The sequence below is a fragment of the Bradyrhizobium sp. SRL28 genome (assembly GCF_018596315.1).
GTDB lineage: Bacteria > Pseudomonadota > Alphaproteobacteria > Rhizobiales > Xanthobacteraceae > Bradyrhizobium.
In genome coordinates, this window is record NZ_JAHEAG010000002.1 from 22,258 (window position 1) to 42,241 (window position 19,984).

Consider the following 19,984-nt stretch of genomic DNA (forward strand, 5'->3'; position numbering starts at 1 on the left):
CTCGGACAAGAAGATAGAATGGGATGATTTTTCGAAGGAAAGTCATCCCATTCTTTTGAAGTTGGCCGGTCGCCTTGCATGTGCAGGGCGGCCGCGCCATGGTGAGAGAAAGCATGCACCCCGTGACCGCAACTGCCCCGCAAATGCGCCTGCTGATCATCGAAGACGACCGCGAGTCCGCCGACTATCTGGTCAAGGCGTTCCGTGAAGTCGGCCATGTCGCCGATCTCGCCAGCGATGGCGAGGAGGGCCTGTCGATGGCCGACGGCGGCGATTACGACGTGCTCGTGGTGGATCGCATGCTGCCCAAGCGCGACGGCCTGTCGGTGATCGGCGCGCTGCGCGAGAAGGGCAATCACACGCCGGTCCTGATCCTCTCCGCGCTCGGCCAGGTCGACGACCGCATCAAGGGTCTGCGCGCCGGCGGCGACGATTATCTGCCAAAGCCCTATTCGTTTGCCGAATTGCAGGCGCGCGTCGAGGTGCTGTCGCGCCGCAATGTCGGGCCTGCCGAAGAGACCACCTACCGCGTCGGCGATCTCGAACTCGACCGCCTTTCTCACCGGGTCGCCCGCGGCAAGGACGAGCTGACGTTGCAGCCGCGCGAGTTTCGCCTGCTCGAATATTTGATGAAGCATGCGGGCCAGGTGGTGACGCGCACCATGCTTCTGGAAAACGTCTGGGATTATCATTTCGATCCGCAGACCAACGTCATCGATGTGCATATTTCGCGGCTGCGCTCCAAGATCGACAAGGGTTTTGAGCGGCCCTTGCTGCACACGATCCGTGGCGCCGGATACATGATCCGTGACGGCCTTCGGTAAACTGATCCGCACCACGGCGTTCCGGCTGACGCTGGTCTATCTGTTTTTGTTCGCGCTGTTTGCGGCGTCGCTGCTTGGCTATTTCGCCTGGAATACGCGACGGCTGATCAACGAGCAGATCACCGCCACGGTGAACGCCGAAACCACCGAGATCGTCGACATCTACACGCGCCGCGGCCTGGTCGGCCTCGTGCGTGCGATCGAATATCGGGCGCTGCGGCCGGGCGCCAATCTCTATCTCGTCACCACGCCTGAGGGGAAAGCGATCGGCGGCAATGTCGGCGCGCTGGCGCCGGGCGTGATGGCCTCGATCGGCTGGTCGGAAACCGGCTATCGCCGGCTCGACGAGCAGGACACGGCGGATCATCGCGCGCTGGTGCGCGTCACCGAACTCACCAACGGTTTTCGCCTGCTGGTCGGCCGAGACCTCGAAGAGCGCCGCCGGCTGTTCGGCATCGTCGCCAACGCCGCGCAATGGTCGCTGCTGGTCGTCATCGTGCTCGGCATCGGCGGCGGCATCTTCGTGGCGCGGCGGGTGCTGCAGCGGATCGACGCCATGACCGGCACCACCAGGCGCATCATGGCCGGCGACCTTTCCGGGCGCCTGCCGGTCGGGCGCAGCGGCGACGAGCTCGATCGCCTCGCGGAAAACCTCAACGCCATGCTGGAGCGCATCGAGGCGCTGATGACGGGGCTGAAGGAAGTCTCCGACAACATCGCCCATGATTTGAAGACACCGCTGACGCGCATGCGCAACCGCGCCGAGGAGGCGCTGGCGAGTTCCGGCAGCGAGGCCGAATACCGCGCTGCGCTGGAGCGGACCATCGAGGAATCCGACGGCCTGATCCGCACCTTCAACGCGCTGTTGATGATCGCGCGCGCCGAGTCCGGGCAGGCGCGCGGCAACATGGATGATTTCGACGCGGCCGACGTCGCCAAGGGCATCCAGGAATTGTATGAACCGCTGGCCGAAGACGACGGCATGACCCTGCGCGTCAGGGCCGCGACCGCGCGACTGCATGGCAACCGCGAACTGATCAGCCAGGCGCTAGCCAATCTGGTCGAGAACGCCATCAAATACGGCAAGCCGTCGCCGGTGGTACAGCCGCTGGATCCCGTCGCTGCCGCGCGCACCCGGGAGATCTTGATCGAGGCGCGGCGCGAGAACGACCATGTGCTGCTCAGCGTCACCGATCATGGGCCCGGCATTCCCGAAGGGGATCGCAAGCACGCGGTCGAGCGGTTCGTGCGGCTGGAAGCGAGCCGGACGCTGCCGGGTTCCGGCCTCGGCCTCAGCCTGGCATCCGCGGTGGCGACCTTGCACGGTGGTGAGCTCAGGCTCAGCGATTCGCATCCTGGCCTGACCGCGACGCTGGTCATCCCGGCGCTATCCGCCGCGGGTGACAGGCTTGCGGCCCAAACGCCGGATGTGCCACAGAAGGTGGCATGAATTCCTCCGCCTTGGCCGCGCGGTTCGTGAGCGGGCCGTATGTTACCGCCAGCAGCAATGCCGAACAACACCTGGGAGACTGGCTCGCCGAACTGGAGCCGGAGCAGGCGGCTGAGATCGGCGCATGGCTGGATCGTCCGCCCGCCAGGGCCATCCTGCTCGGTATTGCCGAGTTCTCGCCGTACCTGTTCGACCTGATCCGCGCCGATGCCGCGCGGCTGATCCGCCTCCTGGCATGCGACCCGGAACAGCATCTCACCGCGCTGACCGAGAAAACCTCGCGCGACGTGCTCGCCGCCGCGGGCGAGGCAGACGTCATGCATCTGCTTCGCCGCATGAAGTCCGAGGCCGCGTTGTTGATCGCACTGTGCGACATCGGCGGGGTCTGGCCGGTGATGCGGGTGACGGCGGAGCTGACCGACCTGGCGGTAACCTCCGTGCAGACCGCCTTGCGCTTCCTGCTGCGCCAGGAGGTCGCGCGCGGCCGCATGACCGCCTTCAATCATGACCGGCCGGAGGAGGGCTCCGGCCTGATCGTGCTCGCGATGGGCAAGATGGGCGCGGGCGAGCTGAACTATTCCAGCGACATCGACCTGATTGTGTTTTTCGATCCTGCCGCCACCTCGCTGTCGCAGGACATCGAGCCGGCGCCGTTTTTCGTTCGGGTGACGCAGGCGCTGGCCCGCCTGCTGCAGCAACGCTCCGGCGACGGCTATGTGTTCCGCGTCGATCTGCGCCTGCGGCCCGATCCGGCGTCGACGCAGGTCGCGATTTCGACCGAGGCGGCGCTGCATTATTACGAGCGGGAGGGGCGGACCTGGGAGCGCGCCGCGATGATCAAGGCGCGCGTCTGCGCCGGCGACGCCAGGGCCGGCGAGGCGCTGATCGCGGAACTTGCGCCGTTCGTCTGGCGCAAGCATCTGGATTTTGCAGCACTCGCCGACGTCCATGACATGAAGCGGCAGATGCAGACCTATCGCGGCCAGAGCGAGATTTCGGTCGAAGGCCATAACGTCAAGGTCGGCCGCGGCGGCATCCGCGAGATCGAGTTTTTCGCGCAGACGCAACAGCTCATTGCCGGCGGCCGCCACCCGCAATTGCGGGTGCGCCCCACGCTGCATGCGTTGCAGGTGCTGGCCACCAGCAACTGGATCACCTTTCAGGCTTTTGACGAATTGACGGCGGCCTATGAGTTCCTGCGCCGCGTCGAGCACCGGCTGCAGATGATCGCGGACGAGCAGACCCATGCGGTGCCCGAAGATGCCGAGGCCGTGGAGCGCTTTGCGAACTTCTTCGGCTATGAGAGCCGGGCAACCTTCGCGAAGGATCTGCTCGGCCATCTCAACATCGTGCAGGGACATTACGGCAAGCTGTTCGAGGGCGATCCGACCGGCACGGTGCAGCTGCCGCAGGTCAACTATGCCGCCGGGCCAGAGGATGCGCGCCTGCTCGATCATCTGGCGACGCTCGGCTTCAAGAAGCCGGTCGCGGTGGCCGGAACGCTGCAGCTCTGGATGCAGGGCAATTACCGCGCGCTTCGCAACGAAGCGACCAAGGCCGCCTTCATCGAATTCGTGCCCGGCCTGATCGACGGGCTGGCGCATGCCGAAGATCCCGATGACGCCGTGACCGCGTTCGATCGCTTTCTCGGCGCCTTGCAGCGCGGCGGCCGGCTCATCTCTCTCTTGAGAGAGAACCGCGACCTGGTTGCGCTGGTGGCCTTGATCCTCGGCGCGGCGCCGCGGCTCGGCGACACGCTGGCGCGCCAGCCGCAGATCATGGACGGCCTGATCGATCCCCGTTTCTTCGGCGCGATGCCCGACCGGAAGGAATTGTCGGCGCGGCTGGCGACGACGCTGAAGGACGCCGACTCCTACGAAGATTTCCTCGACCGGCTGCGGCTGTTCGGCCAGGAAAGCCTGTTCCTGATCGGCACGCGTATCCTGTCCGGCACGGTGTCCGCGCAGCAGGCCAGCGTCGCCTTTGCCGACGTCGCCGAGGGCATCGTGCACACCGTGCACGGTCTGGTCAGGGATCAGTTCGCCACGCAATACGGTCGCATCAAGGGGCAGGAGACCGCGATCCTCGCGATGGGCCGGCTCGGCAGCCGCGAGATGACGGCATCCTCCGACCTTGATCTGATCCTGCTGTATGATTTCGACGCGGATAATCCCGATTCCGACGGCGAACGATCGCTGCACGGCGCGCAGTATTTCGCGCGGCTGACCCAGCGGCTGATCTCGGCGTTCACCACGCGGACCAATTATGGCGTGCTCTATGACGTCGATATGCGGCTGCGCCCGTCGGGCCGCGCGGGGCCGCTGGCGTCGCGGATCGATTCCTTTGCCGACTACCAGGAACGCGAAGCCTGGACCTGGGAGCACATGGCGCTGACGAGGGCCCGGGTGATCTCAGCTTCACCGGCGTTCCGCGAGAAGATCGAAGCCATCATTCGCAGCGTGCTGACGCGGCCGCGCGACGCGGCCTCCACCGCGGGCGACGTCGCCGACATGCGGCGGGCCATTGCGCAGGAGAAGGGCGAGGACGACATCTGGAACCTCAAGCTCGCCGCCGGCGGGCTCGTCGATATCGATTTCATCGCCCAGTATCTGCAGCTCGTGCACGCCTCGGAGAAACCCGAGATCCTCAGCGTCTCCACGCTGCAGGTGCTCGACAACGCCGCGCGCCTCGGCGTGCTGCCGCAGTCCGACGCCGAGATCTTGCGCTCGGCGGCGCGGCTCTATCACGACCTGACGCAGATCATCAGGCTCTGCGTCACCGGCAAGTTCAACCCGGAAACCTCGGGCGATAATCTCCTGCACGTGATGGCGCGCGCCGGCGATACGCCTGACTTCTCGGCGCTGGAAGCGAGGGTGCGCGAGACGCAAGGCGAGGTGCGACGGGTGTTCCTGGCGTTGGTGGGGGGCGGGTAGGGCTTGAGTTCGTAGGATGGGTGGAGCGAAGCGATACCCATCAACTCCCGTAGCCCGGATGGAGCGAAGCGCAATCCGGGGGCAGTCTGGCCGCTTGCAAGATCCCCGGGTTTCGCTTCGCTCCACCCGGGCTACAGGATGCTTCGAAAGCGACTACAAGGCCCGTGCCGCGTTGCCCTTGAACAGGATCGGGCCGGTCGGTCGTCCGATGGGAGAGCCGCCCTCAGGCTCCAGCGTGATCTCGAACAGCTGGTTTTGCACGGTTTCCGGCAACGACTCCAAATTCAGCTGCAGCGTGCGCGACTGACCGGTGAGGCCGATCGATTTCGGGCCAACGGCGCGATCCCACAGCGTCCAGACCTGCAGCGTACGGCCGGCAGGAACCTCGATCGGGCGTAACGGAATGAGCTCGACGCGGCCATTCGAAAATGCGTTGACGATGGCTCCGGCCTCTTTGGTCGTGTCGTTCACCAGCACGGCGACGTAGACGGGTTTGCTCTGCGCCAGCGCAATCAGGTCGTTGCGAAGGTGACGCGACGTTGTCAACGCGCCGATCATGATCACCGCAAACAGCATCGCGGCGAGAGTGCCGCCGATACCGAGACCGCGCCAGAACCGGATGTTGTCCCACAATGTGGCGCCACGCAGTGCGGCGCGTGCGGAGGGCAGGGCGTCGATCGGCGCGATTCTGGTTGCATCCGCAACGCGCTGCCAAAGCTCCGGGCTCGGTGGGGCTTCCTCGGCCGTGAGATCGAGGTCCGCAAGCCGATCCCGCCACGCGCTGACGGCCTGAGCAAACGATTGGTCGGTCGCGATGCGCTGTTCGGCGGCGGCCTGCTCCGCACCATCCAGGAGGCCCATCACGTAATCGGCGGCCATGGCGTTATCGGCGTCGTGCGGGCTCATCCCATGCACTCCTGCAACGCAAAGAGGCTGCGCCGTACCCAGCTCTTGACCGTGCCGAGCGGAACCTTGAGCCGTCCTGCCAATTCGCCGTGGCTCATGCCGTGAACATAGGCCAGCACCACCACGTCGCGGCGGGGGCGGTCGATCTGCTCGAGACACCGGCGCAGCGCGCTGGTCTCCGGCATCCGCGACAGGGTGGCCTCGCAGTCGACATCCTGGACGCTTTCGTCTGATGCTTCATAGCGGTGCTCATCGCGATGAATGCTTAGCGCGCGGTTGCGCACCACCGCATAGAGCCAGCCGCGCGCGCTGCCGCGGCGCGGATCGAAGCCGGCCGCGCCGCGCCAGATCCGGATAAAGGCGTCGTGCACCGCCTCTTCCGCAAGGTCCTGCCGGAACAGGATGCGGCGCGCGATGCCGACCATGCGCGGCGCCTCGCTGTCGTAGATCACGCGCAATGCGGTGCGGTCGCCGGCCGCGCAGCGCGCCAGAGCCGCGGCAAGCTGCGCCTCGCGCTCCTGATCGCGCAGGTCGGGAGCCTGCAGGCTCGCGGTGATGGTGCCATTTCCGGTCATGTCTATGCCTTTGCATAGCTGTTCTACCTTGAGATGCGGCATTTGGATGCATGTGCCGAAAATTATTTTTGGTGTGCTGCATCCGTTTCGCCGCGCCGCCGGTACCCGCTGTGTTGGTCCCGAGAGGATCATTCGAACAGAGGGAGCTTTACGATGAATTTTCGCTCAATTTTCGCCGCTTCGGCCGCACTATTGCTGTCATCCGCAGCCGCAAATGCCGCGCAGGTCGCGGCCCTGATCGGCGGCGACACCATCGCGATGGTCGATACCGCACAGAAGAAGGCGACCGGCTCCGTCAAGGTCACCGGCATTTCCGGCGCGCTGGTCGGCATCGACGTCCGTCCGGCCGACGGCGTGCTCTATGGATTGGTCGACGATGGCAGCATTGTGACCATCGCGACGGACGGCAAGGCCACGGTGAAGTCGAAGCTCGACACCATGCTTGCCAAGGGCGTGGCCGCGACGGTCGATTTCAACCCGGTGGCGGACCGCCTGCGCGTGATGGGCGCGGACGGGATGAACCTGCGTGCCAATGTCGATGACGGCAAGGTGACCAAGGACGGCGACCATAAATATGCCGACAGCGACATGCACAAGGGCGAGAAGCCGAACATCGTCGCCGGCGCCTACACCAATTCGGTGAAGGGCGCCAAGGAGACGGCCTTGTTCAACATCGATGCGACCATCGGTGGATTGATCAAGCAGGCCCCGCCGAATGACGGCGTGCTCGGCGCGATCGGCAAACTCGGAATCAAGGCGAATAGCATCGCATTCGACATCTGGTCCGATGGCGCCGGCAAGAACGAAGCCTGGCTGATGGCGGACGGGACGCTCTACAGCATCGACCTTGCCACCGGAAAGGCGACCGAGGCCGCAAAGATCGCCGGCGTCAGCGGCACGGTCAAGGACATCGCCATCATGGGAATGTAGGAAATTCCTGAAGCACGAAGAACGTAGTTTGGCGCGAAGCCGCTCACTTCTCCCTCGCCCCGCTCTAGCGGGGAGAGGGTTGGGGTGAGGGGCGCTTCCCGCGAAGCCGGTGCCAGGGTGCGTACTCAAAAATCGAGATTGGTCGTTGCGGTTTGGTCGATGTCCGCAATACCCCAATAGCGACCAAATTCCGAAACGCAGCGAAATGACGCGATGTGCCAATAGCGGTCGCACCAGTCACGATCGACCTTGCGCGTCCCACAGACGTTCCAACAGCACATCAACAGAGTAGTCCCAGTCACAACCAAGAATCGCAACAAAATAATGATCGATCCAACAGGCGACCGACCTGGCGTCTTCAAGTGCCAGCATTCCATTGATGTATTTGTTCGGCTCCCATTCCTCCAACGCGAATGATCCCAATTCACCGAGACGGGACTCAGGGGCCTCATTGTGGGGATAGGCCGCGTTTATTGTGCCTGCGGTGAATTGAACCCACCTATTTGGATCGGAAGAAATCTCGAATGTCGCGCACCAAGAGGGGCCGCCGGCGAGTACCTCTCTCACGCCGGGCGCGATCTCAGCTATCTGGTCACTGCCCACGAACGCTCCTGTCGCACAGCTCGATTAAACAGCGAGCGATGCTTGCTCTCCGCAAGAATGAAACATGCAAAAACGGCTTCACATAGGCACCGGGGATGGATACAGCAAAGGAGGCTAGGTCTGCTAGGGGTCTATCGCGATAGGGGCGAGCGAGCAGCAAGCCCGGCCACGTCCGCTATGCCCGGAAAGCAGAAGTAAATTCAGAGCATTATCAGCACTGCCACGGACCGTTGCGGGTTGATGGTGTCGCCGTGGGCGTGATTAAAGCTCCAAGCTGGAATCTCGAATCATGGGCTACGAACTCAGTGACTATGAATGGACCGCGATCAAATCAACGCCGCTGAATAAGCTGCGCGGCGTTCGGTGGGTGAAAGCGCGTCGCGTGCTCAATGGCACCTTTGGCTTCTGGTTCTGATGCACCGTGGCACGATCTGCTGGAGAACTATGGGATCGCTGCCTACGCCTTCTTCAGCGTCTCGAGGGCGTCGCGGACATTGGGATCGAGCCCGGTGCCGCCGCTGTCCAGATGGGCAAAGATGGCCTTGCGCATCCGTGGGTCCCAGAACTTCTTGATGTGATCGGCGATCCCGGGCACCGCCTTGTCATGGCCCTGGCTCTGAAAGAATTTTCCAATTTGATTGGCCATGTAGATCAGCCGATCAGGCGACATGGGTAGCCTCCGCAACGCCAGCATCTTGTGTGAGCGCAATCCGCTCCGGATGCGTGAAGATTTCAAATCCGTCTGACCGGGCAATGGCGGCGAGCGTGATGCCGGAAGCGTCCGCGGTCCGCACCGCCAGCGCCGTTGGCGCCGACACCGCCACCATCAGCGGCGCGCCGATCGCCGCGGTCTTCTGCACCATCTCGACCGAGACGCGGCTGGTCAGCAGCACCATGCCGTCGGCGGCCTCAACTTGCTCCTGCGCCAGCGCGCCGGCCAGCTTGTCGAGCGCGTTATGACGGCCGACGTCCTCGCGCAGAGCGACGATGCCGCGTGCCGGCGTCCAGAACGCGGCGGCATGCACCGCGCGTGTCACGATGTTGATGGCTTGCAGGGCGTTGATGCTTGCCATCGCCGCCATGATCTCTGATGGCGCGAAGGTGCGCCCCTTCGGCACGATCACGGCGGGGCGGACGGCTTCCGCGATCGACTCGACGCCGCAAATCCCGCAGCCGGTAGGACCTGCGATATGCCGCCGCCGCTCATTGACGAGTTCGGCGCTGGAGGGTTTTAGCCACATCCGAAGCTCGATGCCGTCGTCGAGCGGGACAATATCGAGAGTTTCGATCTCGCCGGACGAATGCACGATGCCTTCGCTCAGGCTGAAGCCGATGGCGAAATCGGTGAGATCGCAGGGCGTGCCCATCATCACCGCATAGGTGCCGCCATTATAGGTCAGTGCCAATGCGGTCTCTTCCGGAATCTGGCGCGTGCCGGAGCTGGCGCGGCCATCGCGCCAGACCCGCCGATCGGCAGCAAAGACCGGGTCGTGCATGCTCACTCCGCAGCTTCCGCCGGCGCAATCCGGCGCGAATGACGAGCCTGCTCGTCATAAGACTTCTGCCAGTCACTTGGACCATTGGACGGCGAAATCTGCACCGCCGTGACCTTGTATTCCGGGCAATTGGTGGCCCAGTCCGAATACTCCGTCGTGATGACGTTGGCCTGCGTGTCCGGATGGTGGAACGTGGTGTAGACCACGCCCGGCGCCACGCGATCGGTGATCTCCGCGCGCAGCGTGGTTTCACCGGCGCGGCTCGCCAACCGCACCCAGTCGCCGTCGCGCACGCCGCGCTGCTCGGCGTCGTGGGGGTGGATTTCGAGCCGGTCTTCGGCATGCCAGACGACGTTCTCGGTGCGGCGGGTCTGTGCGCCGACATTGTACTGGCTGAGGATGCGCCCCGTCGTCAGCAGCAGCGGGAATCGTGGTCCGGTGCGTTCGTCGGTCGGGATATACTCGGTGACCACGAACTTACCCTTGCCGCGTACAAAACCGTCGATATGCATCACCGGCGTGCCTTCCGGCGCCTTCTCGTTGCAGGGCCACTGCACCGAGCCGAGCTCGTCGAGCTTGGCGTAGGAGACGCCGGCAAAGGTCGGCGTCAGCGCCGCGATCTCGTCCATGATCTCGGAAGGGTGGTTGTAGCGCATGTCAAAGCCCATCGCCTTGGCAAGGCCGATGGTGACCTCCCAGTCGGCGAGGCCGTTACGCGGCGTCATCGCCTTGCGGACGCGTTGGATGCGCCGTTCGGCGTTGGTGAAGGTGCCGTCCTTCTCCAGGAAGGTCGATCCTGGCAGGAACACATGCGCATAGTTCGCGGTTTCGTTGAGGAACAGGTCGTGTACGATGACGCATTCCATCGACGACAGCGCCGCCACCACATGCTTGGTGTTGGGATCGGACTGCAGGATGTCCTCGCCCTGCACATAGATGCCCATGAAGGTGCCTTCGATCGCGGCGTCGAACATGTTGGGAATGCGCAGGCCCGGCTCGGGATTGAGCTTGACGTTCCACATCGCCTCGAACTGGTCGCGCACGGCGTCGCCCGAGATGTGGCGGTAGCCGGGCAGCTCATGCGGGAACGAGCCCATGTCGCAGGAGCCTTGAACGTTATTTTGGCCGCGCAGCGGGTTCACGCCAACGCCGGGCCGGCCGATATTGCCGGTCGCCATCGCGAGGTTGGCGATCGCGATCACCGTGGTCGAGCCCTGGCTGTGCTCGGTGACGCCGAGGCCGTAATAGATCGCGCCGTTGCCGCCGGTGGCGAACTGGCGTGCGGCTTCGCGCAGCACTTTCGGATCGACGCCGGTCATGATCGCGGTTGCTTCCGGGCTGTTCTTCGGCAGCGCCACGAAGGTGGCCCATTCCTCGAACTCGCTCCAGTCGCAGCGCTCGCGCACGAAGGCTTCGTCGACGAGGCCCTCGGTGACGATGACATGCGCCAGCGCCGTGAGCACGGCGACGTTGGTGCCGGGCATCAACGGCAGATGCAGTGCTTTCATATGCGGCCCTTCCACCATTTCGGTGCGCCGCGGATCTAGCACGATCAGCTTGGCGCCCTGGCGCAACCGCTTCTTCAGCCGCGAGGCGAATACGGGATGGGCGGAGGCCGGATTGGCGCCGATCACCATGACCACGTCTGTATGCTCGACCGAGTCGAAATCCTGCGTGCCGGCCGAAGTGCCGAAGGTGGTCGACAGGCCGTAGCCGGTCGGCGAATGGCAGACGCGGGCGCAGGTGTCGACATTGTTGTTGCCAAACCCGCCGCGGATCAGCTTCTGCACCAGATAGGTTTCTTCATTGGTGCAGCGGGAAGAGGTGATGCCGCCGACGGCGTCGCGGCCATACTTTTGCTGAATGCCCTTGAACTTCGCCGCGGCAAAATTGAACGCTTCATCCCATGACACTTCGCGCCAGGGATCGGCGATGTCCTCGCGGATCATCGGCTTGAGGATGCGTTCCTTGTGGGTGGTGTAGCCCCAGGCGAAGCGGCCCTTGACGCAGGAATGGCCGCGATTGGCCTTGCCATCCTTGTAGGGCACCATGCGCACGACTTCCTCGCCGCGCATTTCCGCCTTGAAGGTGCAGCCGACGCCGCAATAGGCGCAGGTCGTGACGAGGGAATGCTCGGGCTGGCCGATCTCGATGACGGATTTTTCCGTCAGCGTCGCGGTCGGGCAGGCCTGCACGCAGGCGCCGCAGGACACGCATTCGGAGCCGAGAAAACTTTCGCTCATGCCGGGCGAGACGCGGCTGTCGAAGCCGCGGCCCGAGATCGTCAGCGCGAACGTGCCTTGCACTTCCTCGCAGGCGCGGACGCAGCGCGAGCAGACGATGCATTTCGAGGGATCGTAGGTGAAGTACGGGTTGGACTCGTCCTTCGGCATCCAGTTGTCGTTGGTGCAGCCCTCTGACTTGGCGAACACATGGTTCTCGCCCTCGTAGCCATAGCGCACGTCGCGCAAGCCGACCGCGCCGGCCATGTCCTGCAATTCGCAATCGCCGTTGGCGGCGCAGGTCAGGCAGTCCAGCGGGTGGTCGGAGATGTGCAGCTCCATCACGCCCTTGCGCAGCTTCTTCAGCCGCTCGGTCTGGGTGTGCACGACAAGGCCGTTCATGGCGGGCGTGGTGCAGGAGGCCGGCGTTCCGGCGCGGCCCTCGATCTCGATCAGGCAGAGGCGGCAGGAGCCGAACGCGTCGACCATGTCGGTCGCGCACAATTTCGGGATTTGCGTGCCGGCTTCCATGGCCGCGCGCATGATGGAGGTGCCCTCGGGCACGGTGACGCTGTTGCCGTCGATGGTGAGCGTCACCATCGTTTCGGATTTCGAGCGGGGCGTGCCGAAGTCGATTTCCTCGATCAAGGACATTGTCAGTCTCCTATTCCGCCGCCTGCAGGGTGGCCGGCGCCGGGCCAAAATCTTCCCGGAAATGTTTCAATGCGCTGAGCACCGGGTAGGGCGTGAAGCCGCCGAGCGCGCACAGCGAGCCGAATTTCATGGTGTTGCAGAGGTCTTCGACCACGGCGAGGTTTTCGGATGTGCGCTCGCCGCGAATGATCTTGTCGATGGTCTCGACGCCACGCGTCGAGCCGATCCGGCACGGCGTGCACTTGCCGCAGGATTCGACGGCGCAGAATTCCATCGCGAACCGCGCTTGTTTCGCCATGTCGACGCTGTCGTCGAACACCACGATGCCGCCATGGCCGATCAGCCCGTCGCGCGCGGCGAACGCTTCATAGTCGAACGGCGTATCGAACAGAGAGCGGGGGAAATACGCGCCGAGCGGTCCACCGACCTGCACGGCGCGCACTGGGCGGCCACTCGCGGTGCCGCCGCCGACGTCGTCGATCAGTTCTCCGAGCGTGATGCCGAAAGCGACCTCGAACAGTCCGCCGTGCTTGATGTTGCCCGCAAGCTGGATCGGCATGGTGCCGCGCGAGCGGCCCATACCGCAATCCGCATAGGCCTTCGCGCCGTTATCGAGGATGAAGGGGATTGCCGCGAACGACAGCACGTTGTTGATCACGGTCGGCCGGCCGAACAGGCCCTTGTGCGCCGGCAGCGGCGGCTTGGCGCGGACGATGCCGCGGCGGCCCTCGAGGCTTTCCAGCAGCGAGGTCTCCTCACCGCAGACATAGGCGCCGGCACCGACCCGGACTTCGAGGTCGAAATTGTGGTTGGAGCCGACGATGCGCTCGCCGAGATAGCCGGTGCGCCGGGCGGCCGTGATCGCGGCGTTCATCGCCGCAACCGCGTGCGGATATTCCGAGCGGATGTAGATGTAGCCCTTGGTGGCGCCGACGGCGACGCCTGCGATCGTCATGCCTTCGATCACGACGAAGGGATCGCCCTCCATGATCATGCGGTCGGCAAACGTGCCGCTGTCGCCTTCGTCGGCATTGCAGACGATGTATTTGCGGTCGGCGCTGGCCTGCGCCACCGTCTTCCACTTGATGCCGGTCGGGAAACCGGCGCCGCCACGCCCGCGCAGTCCGGACGCGGTGACATCTGCGAGGATCTCGTCCGAGGTCAGCGTCAGCGCCCGCTCCAGCCCCTTGTAGCCGTCATGGGCGCGGTAATCCCTGACGGAGCGGGGATCGATCACGCCGCAACGCGCAAACGTCAAACGGGTCTGCCGCTTCAGCCAGGGAATTTCGTCCGCGAGGCCGAGCCGCAGGGCGTGCGGTCCATTGCTCGCCATCGCATCGAACACCGATGGCGCATCCGCCGCCGTCACCGGTCCGAACGCGACACGGCCTTGAGAGGTCGCGACCTCGATCATCGGTTCGAGCCAGTAGAGCCCGCGCGATCCCGTTCTGACGATCTCGATGGCGATGCCCGATCTGACCGCAGCCTGCTCCAGCGCGGTAGCCACTTCATCGGCGCCGACGGCGATGGCGCCGGCGTCGCGGGAAACGAAGATGCGAATCGTCATCGCTGCGTCTCCGCCACCAGCGCATCGAGGCGCGCTTCATCCAGCCGTCCGACGATGCGGCCATCCAGCATCGCTGACGGCGCGGTGGCGCATAGCCCGAGGCAATAGATCGGCTCCAGCGTGACGCGCGAATCGGCGGTGGTGTTTCCGATCGATATGCCGAGCCTGGCTTCCGCGCGCGCGGCGAGCGCGTCGCCGCCTGCGGCCTGGCACGCCTCGGCACGACAGATTTTCAGCACATGGCGGCCGGCGGGTTCGTGGCGGAAATCATGATAGAAGGTGAACACGCCATGGACCTCGGCCCGCGACAGGCTGAGCGCGGAAGCGATCATCGGAATGGCGGGCTCCGGCACGTAACCGAACGCCTCCTGCATCGCGTGCAGGATCACCAGCGTCGGGCCCTCGAGCTTGTCGTGTTCGGCGATGATCTCGGCGCCGCGCGCTTCATTCCATGGTTCGTATGCCGATGTCATTTCCGCGTTTCTCATCAGAGGTTGTGGATTCCGATGAGTAAGGAAGACGCGAGGAATATCAATAAAGCTGTCCCATGTTGCGATTTCAAAACGCAATCAAGACAAGGACATAGGCAAAGCCTATGAGCCGATGCCGCGCGGATTGGTTGGTTAACGCCTGATTATCGTCATGTTCCGCAGCGGAACGCGCCCGCCAAGTCTGTCCTGGCGAGCGCGTCTTGCACGTTTAATCGTTATTCTCAGAAAATGCCCGGCACCAGCATCGCCACTTTTTCGCGATAGCGCCGATACTCACTGCCGAACATCGCCACCAGATCGCGCTCTTCGAGATAGATGCCGACGAAAATATAGGTCGTCGTCACCGCAGCGAATAGCAAATGGCCGAGCGTCATCGTCGGGGTCGACCAGAAGGCAATGATGAAGCCGAGATAGATCGGATGCCGGATCAGGCTATACAGGCCGGGCGTCTTGAACTTCATCGGCTCGACCACGCGGCCAGCGAAATGGGAGACGACTTGCGTCAATCCGAACAGTTCGAAATGGCTGATCAGGAAGGTGCTGTAGAGCACGATGAGCCAGCCCAGGAAGCCGCCCGCGGTCACGACGCCGGCGAGAACAGGGTCTTCGATGTTCCAGACCACCGAGGGCATCGGCTGCCATTGCCAGAACAGCAGTATCAGCGAGAGACTCGCCAGCAGCACATAGGTCGAGCGTTCGATTGCAGGCGACGCGAAGCGCGTGAACAGCTTCTTGAAGCCCTGCCGCGCCATGCCGCTGTGTTGCACGGCGAAGATCGACATCAGCACCAAATTGACCAGCAGGGCCGTCGTCAGCGAGGACGTCGAACCGGTATCGACGGTCTTGGGTACGACATATCCCGAGACGAAGCCGACCGCGTAGAGGAACGTGCCGAAGAAAATCAGATAGGCGAGGCCGCCGTAGCAGAGGGTAAGCAGCCGCGTTGCAAGAGAACTGATGGCTGGAGGGGCCGTGTTCGGTCCGGTGTGCATCGTAATCGACATCTCAAATCTCCTTGGTTGGAATGTTGACGTCGGGAAATTGTCTTGGGGCAATTGCCTTGTTCAGGACTGCTTGAGGCGTCTCCGCTTGCGGAGGCGCGCGGCTCTTTCGAGGGCGTCATCGATCGGACCGCGGTAGATGCGCTTGTTGTTCAAGTTGCGATCTCCGGCCCGGTGCAGTGCGAGCCAGGCGGCTTGCCGTTCGCGGTAGGCGCGGGCGGCGGCAATCCAGCCGTCGAGAAGGCGCCTCAGGCGCGCGGTCGGCACGAGCGGGCTGGCGACGCTGCTTGCGTGGATCCGCGCGCGGGGGTGCATGGCGCGCTCGTGCGGCAACAAGCCTTCTGGTGAAAAATCCGTCTTGGTGGGATTGAGCAACAAGCCGATCATGGTCATCTCCGATTGAACGATGATTGGCCCGTCTGTAGATTGAGCTGCCTGTTCCTGCTTGGCGGATTCCTTGAGAGGACCTTTGTTTTTCCTCCGGAAGCGACTGTTTTTGCTTAGTTTTGTAACGCGAACCGCCTGACATGGGCGGAGCCTCGTGCCGGATTAACAGAAGTGGTATTACAGTACCGATTCTCCGAGTTCGAGATCGACCTCAGCCAGCAGGAGCTGCGCCGGCTTGGGGAAGCGGTACATATTGAGCCCCAGGTATTCGATCTCATCGTTCATCTGGTGCGCAACCACGACCGCATTGTCAGCAAGGATGAGCTGATCGAGACGATCTGGAACGGCCGGATCATCTCCGAGGCGGCGCTCTCCAGCCGCATCAATGGCGCCCGGCGTGCGCTTGGCGACAACGGAAACGACCAGGCCCTTATTCGGACGTTGCACAAGCGTGGCTTCCGCTTCGTCGGCGATGTTCAGGCCATCGACGCGCCGAAAACGGATGTGGAGGCGGCTCGGCTTGTTTCCGACGGGCCGGGCACCGTTCCAAGCCGCGTCTCGGTTTCTGCCGAAGTGTCCCGCCTCGATGATGTCGTCTCGGAATCCGTAAAGGCGGAGGCCGTCACGCGATCGTCCATCGCCGTGATGCCGTTTGGGAACATGTCTGATGACCCCGAGAACGACTACTTCAGCTATGGGTTGACGGAGGACATTATTCGTCTTCTCGCCCGTAACCGGTGGCTTTCGGTCATCTCGCGACACTCGACCATTGCGTTCCAGGGACGGGTGGTGGATGCACGCGAAATCGGTGAGTTGCTGGGCGTCCGGTATGTGTTGGTCGGCAGCGTTCGCAAGAACCGCGATGCTGTGCGGATAACGGCGGAACTCGTCCGCGCGGCGGATGGAAAGCAATTATGGGCCGATAAATACGACCTGCAGCTGGAGTATATTTTCGATATCCAGGAGGAGATGGCACGGCAGATCGCCGCAACGATCGAGCCCGAGCTGTCGAAGGTCGAGCAGCAGCTCGCTGCCCGCAAGGCGCCGGAAAGCCTGGATGCCTGGGATTGCTACCAGCGCGGTTTATGGAATCTGTGGCGCTTCACCACCCCGGGATTCGACTCGGCCGAAACCTATTTTCAACGTGCGATTGCCGCCGATCCGAATTTTGCGCGCGGCCATGGCGCTCTCAGCTACGTCAATATTCAACGCGCGTTCATTGACGAACCGAAAGATCGCGCGGCGCGGCTGGAAACCGCGTTGCGCCAGGGGCGCCATGCGGTGGCGCTCGACGAGCTCGATTGCTTCTGCCACTGCGCGCTCGGACGCGCTTTGTGCCTGACCCATCAGAATGACGAGGCGCTGGCGGCGCTCGACGTATCGCTGGAGCTCAATCCGAGCTTTGCGCAGGCCTATTTCGCCCAAGGGTTCAACATGCTGTGGCACGGACGGGAGATCGAGGCGGAAACCCTGCTCGATCGGGCAATCATGCTCAGTCCGCGCGACAGCCATATTTCTGCTTTCCACCATGTCCGCTCCTGGGCGCACTTCTCCCTGGGCGAGTATGACATAGCAGTCGAATTCGCGAGGCGGGCGACACGGCAGCCCAATGCGACCTATCAGGCGTTTGCGACACTTGCAGCGTCGCTCGGTCTTCTCGGGGATCGGGCGCAGGCCGAAACGGTGGCTGCGGAACTGCTGCAACGCAAGCCAAACTACAACATTGAAACGGCGCGACAGGAGTTCTTCTTCTGCAATGATATAGGCTTCATCAATCGGTTCGTCGAAGGATTGCGTGTAGCCGGTGTTGCAAAGGCCTAGCTCAAACCACCGTCTCGTGATCACGGCTGCGGGCCGGACAAGTTCATTTCACGCTCGGCCCGGAAAACATTGCTGTGCAGGTTTGCTATCCACTGCCGTCCGCTCGACGTGACATTGAGATAGCGTATTGCCGTCTGGATCTGCGGAGCGACGTTGTTCCAATAGAACTGCGGATATCTGTAGACAACGTCTGCCGGCGTCTCGTAGTTGAGCGTTTTGTTCATTCCGACTTCTTCAAATTCGTAGAACAGGGCATTCGCTTTTTTCAGGTAGTTGGGGTCGCCGAGTTGCCCGATGAGGTCGGCCGCGCGCAGCAGCAGGCCCTCTTCTTCGTTCAGTTCGTCGTTTGACGATGAAGCAACATAGGGAAATCGCGTATACTCGATTGCCCTGGCGATCCGGCTCGCATCAACTTCTTCGGTAGCGTCGAGCCGCTCGAAGACGAACAGCTTCGAGCGGTCCACATGGTAGGGCCCCAGCGCGGCATCGGATGAACCGCGTGGCAGGCGAATGGTACGGCCGCCGAGATCTGCGACATAGGAATCCCCGTCATCTCCCTGGACCACTCCGCGAACATATCCGATGTCGTGGGTGAGGCACGCTACGATGAAATTGGTGTAATCGTCCGGTGTCGTTGTCCGCAGCATCGTCCGGCCCATGAGGATGTCGTGGCCGGCAAGGGTCACGAGCATGGTGTGTTCGATGTTGTGATACAGGGCGTCGCTGTTGCCGATGCACTCCAATGTGAGCCTGGCTGCATAGGGGAGATATTCAGCCAGTCGGGCTTGGGAGGAGCCAAACCTGCTTCTGGTATCTGAAGCCAGGAATGAACCCAAAGCTTGCGCGACCAGTTCCGGGATTGTGATCATGAGAACCCCCAACTCAGTTGTGGGACAGCGGCGATGGATGCATCGGCGCCGCACGATAGCACGCCGCGCGCGGGCAGGCCGGATATCGACCGGGTCGAGCCGCCAAAGCGACAGCGCAAAGCAGATTTGACGGTGGGTCAGCTGCCGTGACGTATTCCTGGTAGAACGGCGTCGGCCGCGGCCGCGCACGGCCTAAGAAGCCAAAATCAAGATTATCTTCAGATTATCTGAACATCGGCTCTAAGCGCGGCAAGTCTGTTCGAGCCATATTGGCCGGCATGGACCGACGAGATTTCATTGCGTTTCTGGGAGCGGCGATGGCGTGGCCAGCCGCCGCATTCGCTCAGGATTCGACAAGAGTTTATCGCATCTTTTGGGTATCCACCGATTCCCAGCCCGACCCGTTCCTGGCCGGTTTTCGGGAGGGATTGCGGGCGCGGGGCTACGTCGAGGGAAAGAACGTTACCTTTGAGCTGCACTATGCGCCTGGCAATCCGCAGGCACTCCGCGAGGTCGTATCCGAACTGAAGCGAGGGAACATCGACCTGGCCGTGTCGAGCGGCCCGGCGACGCGCGCGATGACGGCGGTAACGGACGTTCCGGTCCTGTTTGCGTTGAGCGGCGACCCCGTGGAGTTGGGCCTCGTCAAGAGCCTCGGGGAGCCGGGCGGCAATTTCACGGGTTCGACCTTCCTTTCTCTTGAGTTGGCGGGGAAACGGGTCGAACTGCTGAAGGAAGCCGTGCCGACTGTGCGCAGGCTTGCGGTGTTTTCAAACAGTCTTCATCCGGGAGAACAATCGGAGTGGCGCGCGACCAGGGAGGCCGCCAAGGCGCTGGGCATCGAGACCGTCTACGTTCCCTTTGCCGGCAAAAGCGAGCTGGACAAGGGACTGGCAGCGGTGGGAGACGCGCATGCCGACGCGTTGCTCGTCTTCCCGGACGTCCTCACGCTGGTCCACCGGGCCAAAATTGCGGACTTCGCCATCGCGCACCGGCTGCCGTCGATGTTCGGCTGGAGCGAGTATTGCGATGCCGGCGGACTTCTGAGCTACGGCGCGAACCAGCGGGCGACCTATTTCTGGCTAGCGACTTATGCTGACCGGATCTTGCGCGGCGAAAAGCCCGCCAATCTCCCGGTTTTTCAGCCGACCAAATTCGAACTGGTCGTGAATCTCAGGACGGCTGAACGGCTCGGTATCGACCTGGATAAATCTTCAGTTCTTTTCCGCGCCAATCGGGTGATCGAATGACCCCG

At 63.1% G+C, this 19,984-nt stretch carries 18 protein-coding genes and 1 pseudogene; 8 read left to right on the plus strand and 11 right to left on the minus strand.

The window, feature by feature from the left end; translation table 11 throughout:
- The first annotated feature begins 143 nt into the window (after positions 1-143).
- From KIP88_RS04505 to KIP88_RS04515, 3 genes are read left to right on the plus strand one after another with little or no spacing between them, the layout of a single operon-like run.
- Positions 144-824, plus strand: a complete 681-nt coding sequence (locus KIP88_RS04505) for a response regulator transcription factor (protein ID WP_214487270.1) — start codon at positions 144-146, stop codon at positions 822-824.
- Positions 808-2,274, plus strand: coding sequence for a HAMP domain-containing sensor histidine kinase (locus tag KIP88_RS04510; protein WP_214486670.1), 1,467 nt, complete (start codon positions 808-810; stop codon positions 2,272-2,274). The genes KIP88_RS04505 and KIP88_RS04510 overlap by 17 nt, the downstream gene beginning before the upstream one ends.
- A complete protein-coding gene (locus KIP88_RS04515) occupies positions 2,271-5,207 on the plus strand; it encodes a bifunctional [glutamine synthetase] adenylyltransferase/[glutamine synthetase]-adenylyl-L-tyrosine phosphorylase (RefSeq protein WP_214486671.1) in 2,937 nt (978 codons plus the stop codon). Before KIP88_RS04510 ends, KIP88_RS04515 begins: the two co-directional genes overlap by 4 nt.
- A gap of 153 nt (positions 5,208-5,360) precedes the next feature.
- Here KIP88_RS04515 and KIP88_RS04520 read toward each other — a convergent pair whose 3' ends face one another.
- Both KIP88_RS04520 and KIP88_RS04525 read right to left on the minus strand, forming a co-directional pair.
- Positions 5,361-6,113, minus strand: a complete 753-nt coding sequence (locus tag KIP88_RS04520) for an anti-sigma factor domain-containing protein (protein WP_214486672.1) — start codon at positions 6,111-6,113, stop codon at positions 5,361-5,363.
- Positions 6,110-6,688: a sigma-70 family RNA polymerase sigma factor gene (locus KIP88_RS04525; protein WP_214486673.1), complete on the minus strand. Its 579-nt coding sequence runs from the start codon at positions 6,686-6,688 to the stop codon at positions 6,110-6,112. The genes KIP88_RS04520 and KIP88_RS04525 overlap by 4 nt, the downstream gene beginning before the upstream one ends.
- Before the next feature lie 153 nt (positions 6,689-6,841).
- Between KIP88_RS04525 and KIP88_RS04530 the strand changes: the two genes are divergently transcribed.
- Positions 6,842-7,618 carry a DUF4394 domain-containing protein gene (locus KIP88_RS04530; RefSeq protein WP_214486674.1) on the plus strand — a complete coding sequence of 259 codons (777 nt, stop codon included), beginning with the start codon at positions 6,842-6,844 and terminating at the stop codon, positions 7,616-7,618.
- 237 nt (positions 7,619-7,855) lie between these two features.
- Here the strand turns inward: KIP88_RS04530 and KIP88_RS04535 are convergent, their stop codons facing one another.
- Positions 7,856-8,221, minus strand: coding sequence for a hypothetical protein (locus tag KIP88_RS04535; protein ID WP_214486675.1), 366 nt, complete (start codon positions 8,219-8,221; stop codon positions 7,856-7,858).
- Positions 8,222-8,510: 289 nt separating this feature from the next.
- Between KIP88_RS04535 and KIP88_RS46305 the strand changes: the two genes are divergently transcribed.
- Positions 8,511-8,636, plus strand: coding sequence for a hypothetical protein (locus tag KIP88_RS46305; protein ID WP_374226426.1), 126 nt, complete (start codon positions 8,511-8,513; stop codon positions 8,634-8,636).
- 42 nt (positions 8,637-8,678) lie between these two features.
- Here the strand turns inward: KIP88_RS46305 and KIP88_RS04540 are convergent, their stop codons facing one another.
- The 7 genes from KIP88_RS04540 to KIP88_RS04570 all read right to left on the minus strand — a co-directional run bounded on the left by KIP88_RS04540 (position 8,679) and on the right by KIP88_RS04570 (position 16,039).
- Positions 8,679-8,891, minus strand: coding sequence for a formate dehydrogenase subunit delta (locus tag KIP88_RS04540; protein ID WP_214486676.1), 213 nt, complete (start codon positions 8,889-8,891; stop codon positions 8,679-8,681).
- Positions 8,881-9,717, minus strand: coding sequence for a formate dehydrogenase accessory sulfurtransferase FdhD (fdhD, locus tag KIP88_RS04545; protein WP_214487271.1), 837 nt, complete (start codon positions 9,715-9,717; stop codon positions 8,881-8,883). The genes KIP88_RS04540 and fdhD overlap by 11 nt, the downstream gene beginning before the upstream one ends.
- 2 nt (positions 9,718-9,719) lie before the next feature.
- Positions 9,720-12,593, minus strand: coding sequence for a formate dehydrogenase subunit alpha (gene fdhF, locus KIP88_RS04550; RefSeq protein ID WP_214486677.1), 2,874 nt, complete (start codon positions 12,591-12,593; stop codon positions 9,720-9,722).
- Between the two features lie 10 nt (positions 12,594-12,603).
- The gene (locus KIP88_RS04555) at positions 12,604-14,160 is read right to left on the minus strand and encodes an NADH-quinone oxidoreductase subunit NuoF (RefSeq protein WP_214486678.1); all 1,557 of its coding nucleotides are present in this window, start codon (positions 14,158-14,160) and stop codon (positions 12,604-12,606) included.
- The gene (locus KIP88_RS04560; protein WP_214486679.1) at positions 14,157-14,633 is read right to left on the minus strand and encodes a formate dehydrogenase subunit gamma; all 477 of its coding nucleotides are present in this window, start codon (positions 14,631-14,633) and stop codon (positions 14,157-14,159) included. The genes KIP88_RS04555 and KIP88_RS04560 overlap by 4 nt, the downstream gene beginning before the upstream one ends.
- Before the next feature lie 239 nt (positions 14,634-14,872).
- Positions 14,873-15,655 carry a methanethiol S-methyltransferase gene (mddA, locus tag KIP88_RS04565; protein ID WP_249790528.1) on the minus strand — a complete coding sequence of 261 codons (783 nt, stop codon included), beginning with the start codon at positions 15,653-15,655 and terminating at the stop codon, positions 14,873-14,875.
- Positions 15,656-15,715: 60 nt separating this feature from the next.
- Positions 15,716-16,039 (minus strand): hypothetical protein, encoded by a 324-nt coding sequence (locus KIP88_RS04570; RefSeq protein ID WP_214486680.1) that lies wholly within the window; start codon positions 16,037-16,039, stop codon positions 15,716-15,718.
- Positions 16,040-16,327: 288 nt separating this feature from the next.
- Between KIP88_RS04570 and KIP88_RS48445 the strand changes: the two are divergent.
- Positions 16,328-16,444: pseudogene (locus tag KIP88_RS48445) on the plus strand (transcriptional regulator); the annotation flags it as partial.
- 237 nt (positions 16,445-16,681) lie between these two features.
- The gene (locus KIP88_RS04575; RefSeq protein ID WP_249790530.1) at positions 16,682-17,860 is read left to right on the plus strand and encodes a hypothetical protein; all 1,179 of its coding nucleotides are present in this window, start codon (positions 16,682-16,684) and stop codon (positions 17,858-17,860) included.
- A 20-nt stretch (positions 17,861-17,880) separates the two neighbouring features.
- On the opposite strand, the gene KIP88_RS04580 is transcribed toward KIP88_RS04575, so the two are convergent.
- A complete protein-coding gene (locus tag KIP88_RS04580; protein WP_214486682.1) occupies positions 17,881-18,729 on the minus strand; it encodes a metal-dependent phosphohydrolase in 849 nt (282 codons plus the stop codon).
- Between the two features lie 278 nt (positions 18,730-19,007).
- Here KIP88_RS04580 and KIP88_RS04585 point away from each other — a divergent pair, with 278 nt between their 5' ends.
- On the plus strand, positions 19,008-19,979 hold the full coding sequence (locus KIP88_RS04585; protein WP_214487273.1) for an ABC transporter substrate-binding protein: 972 nt from the start codon (positions 19,008-19,010) through the stop codon (positions 19,977-19,979).
- The last annotated feature ends 5 nt before the right edge of the window (positions 19,980-19,984 follow it).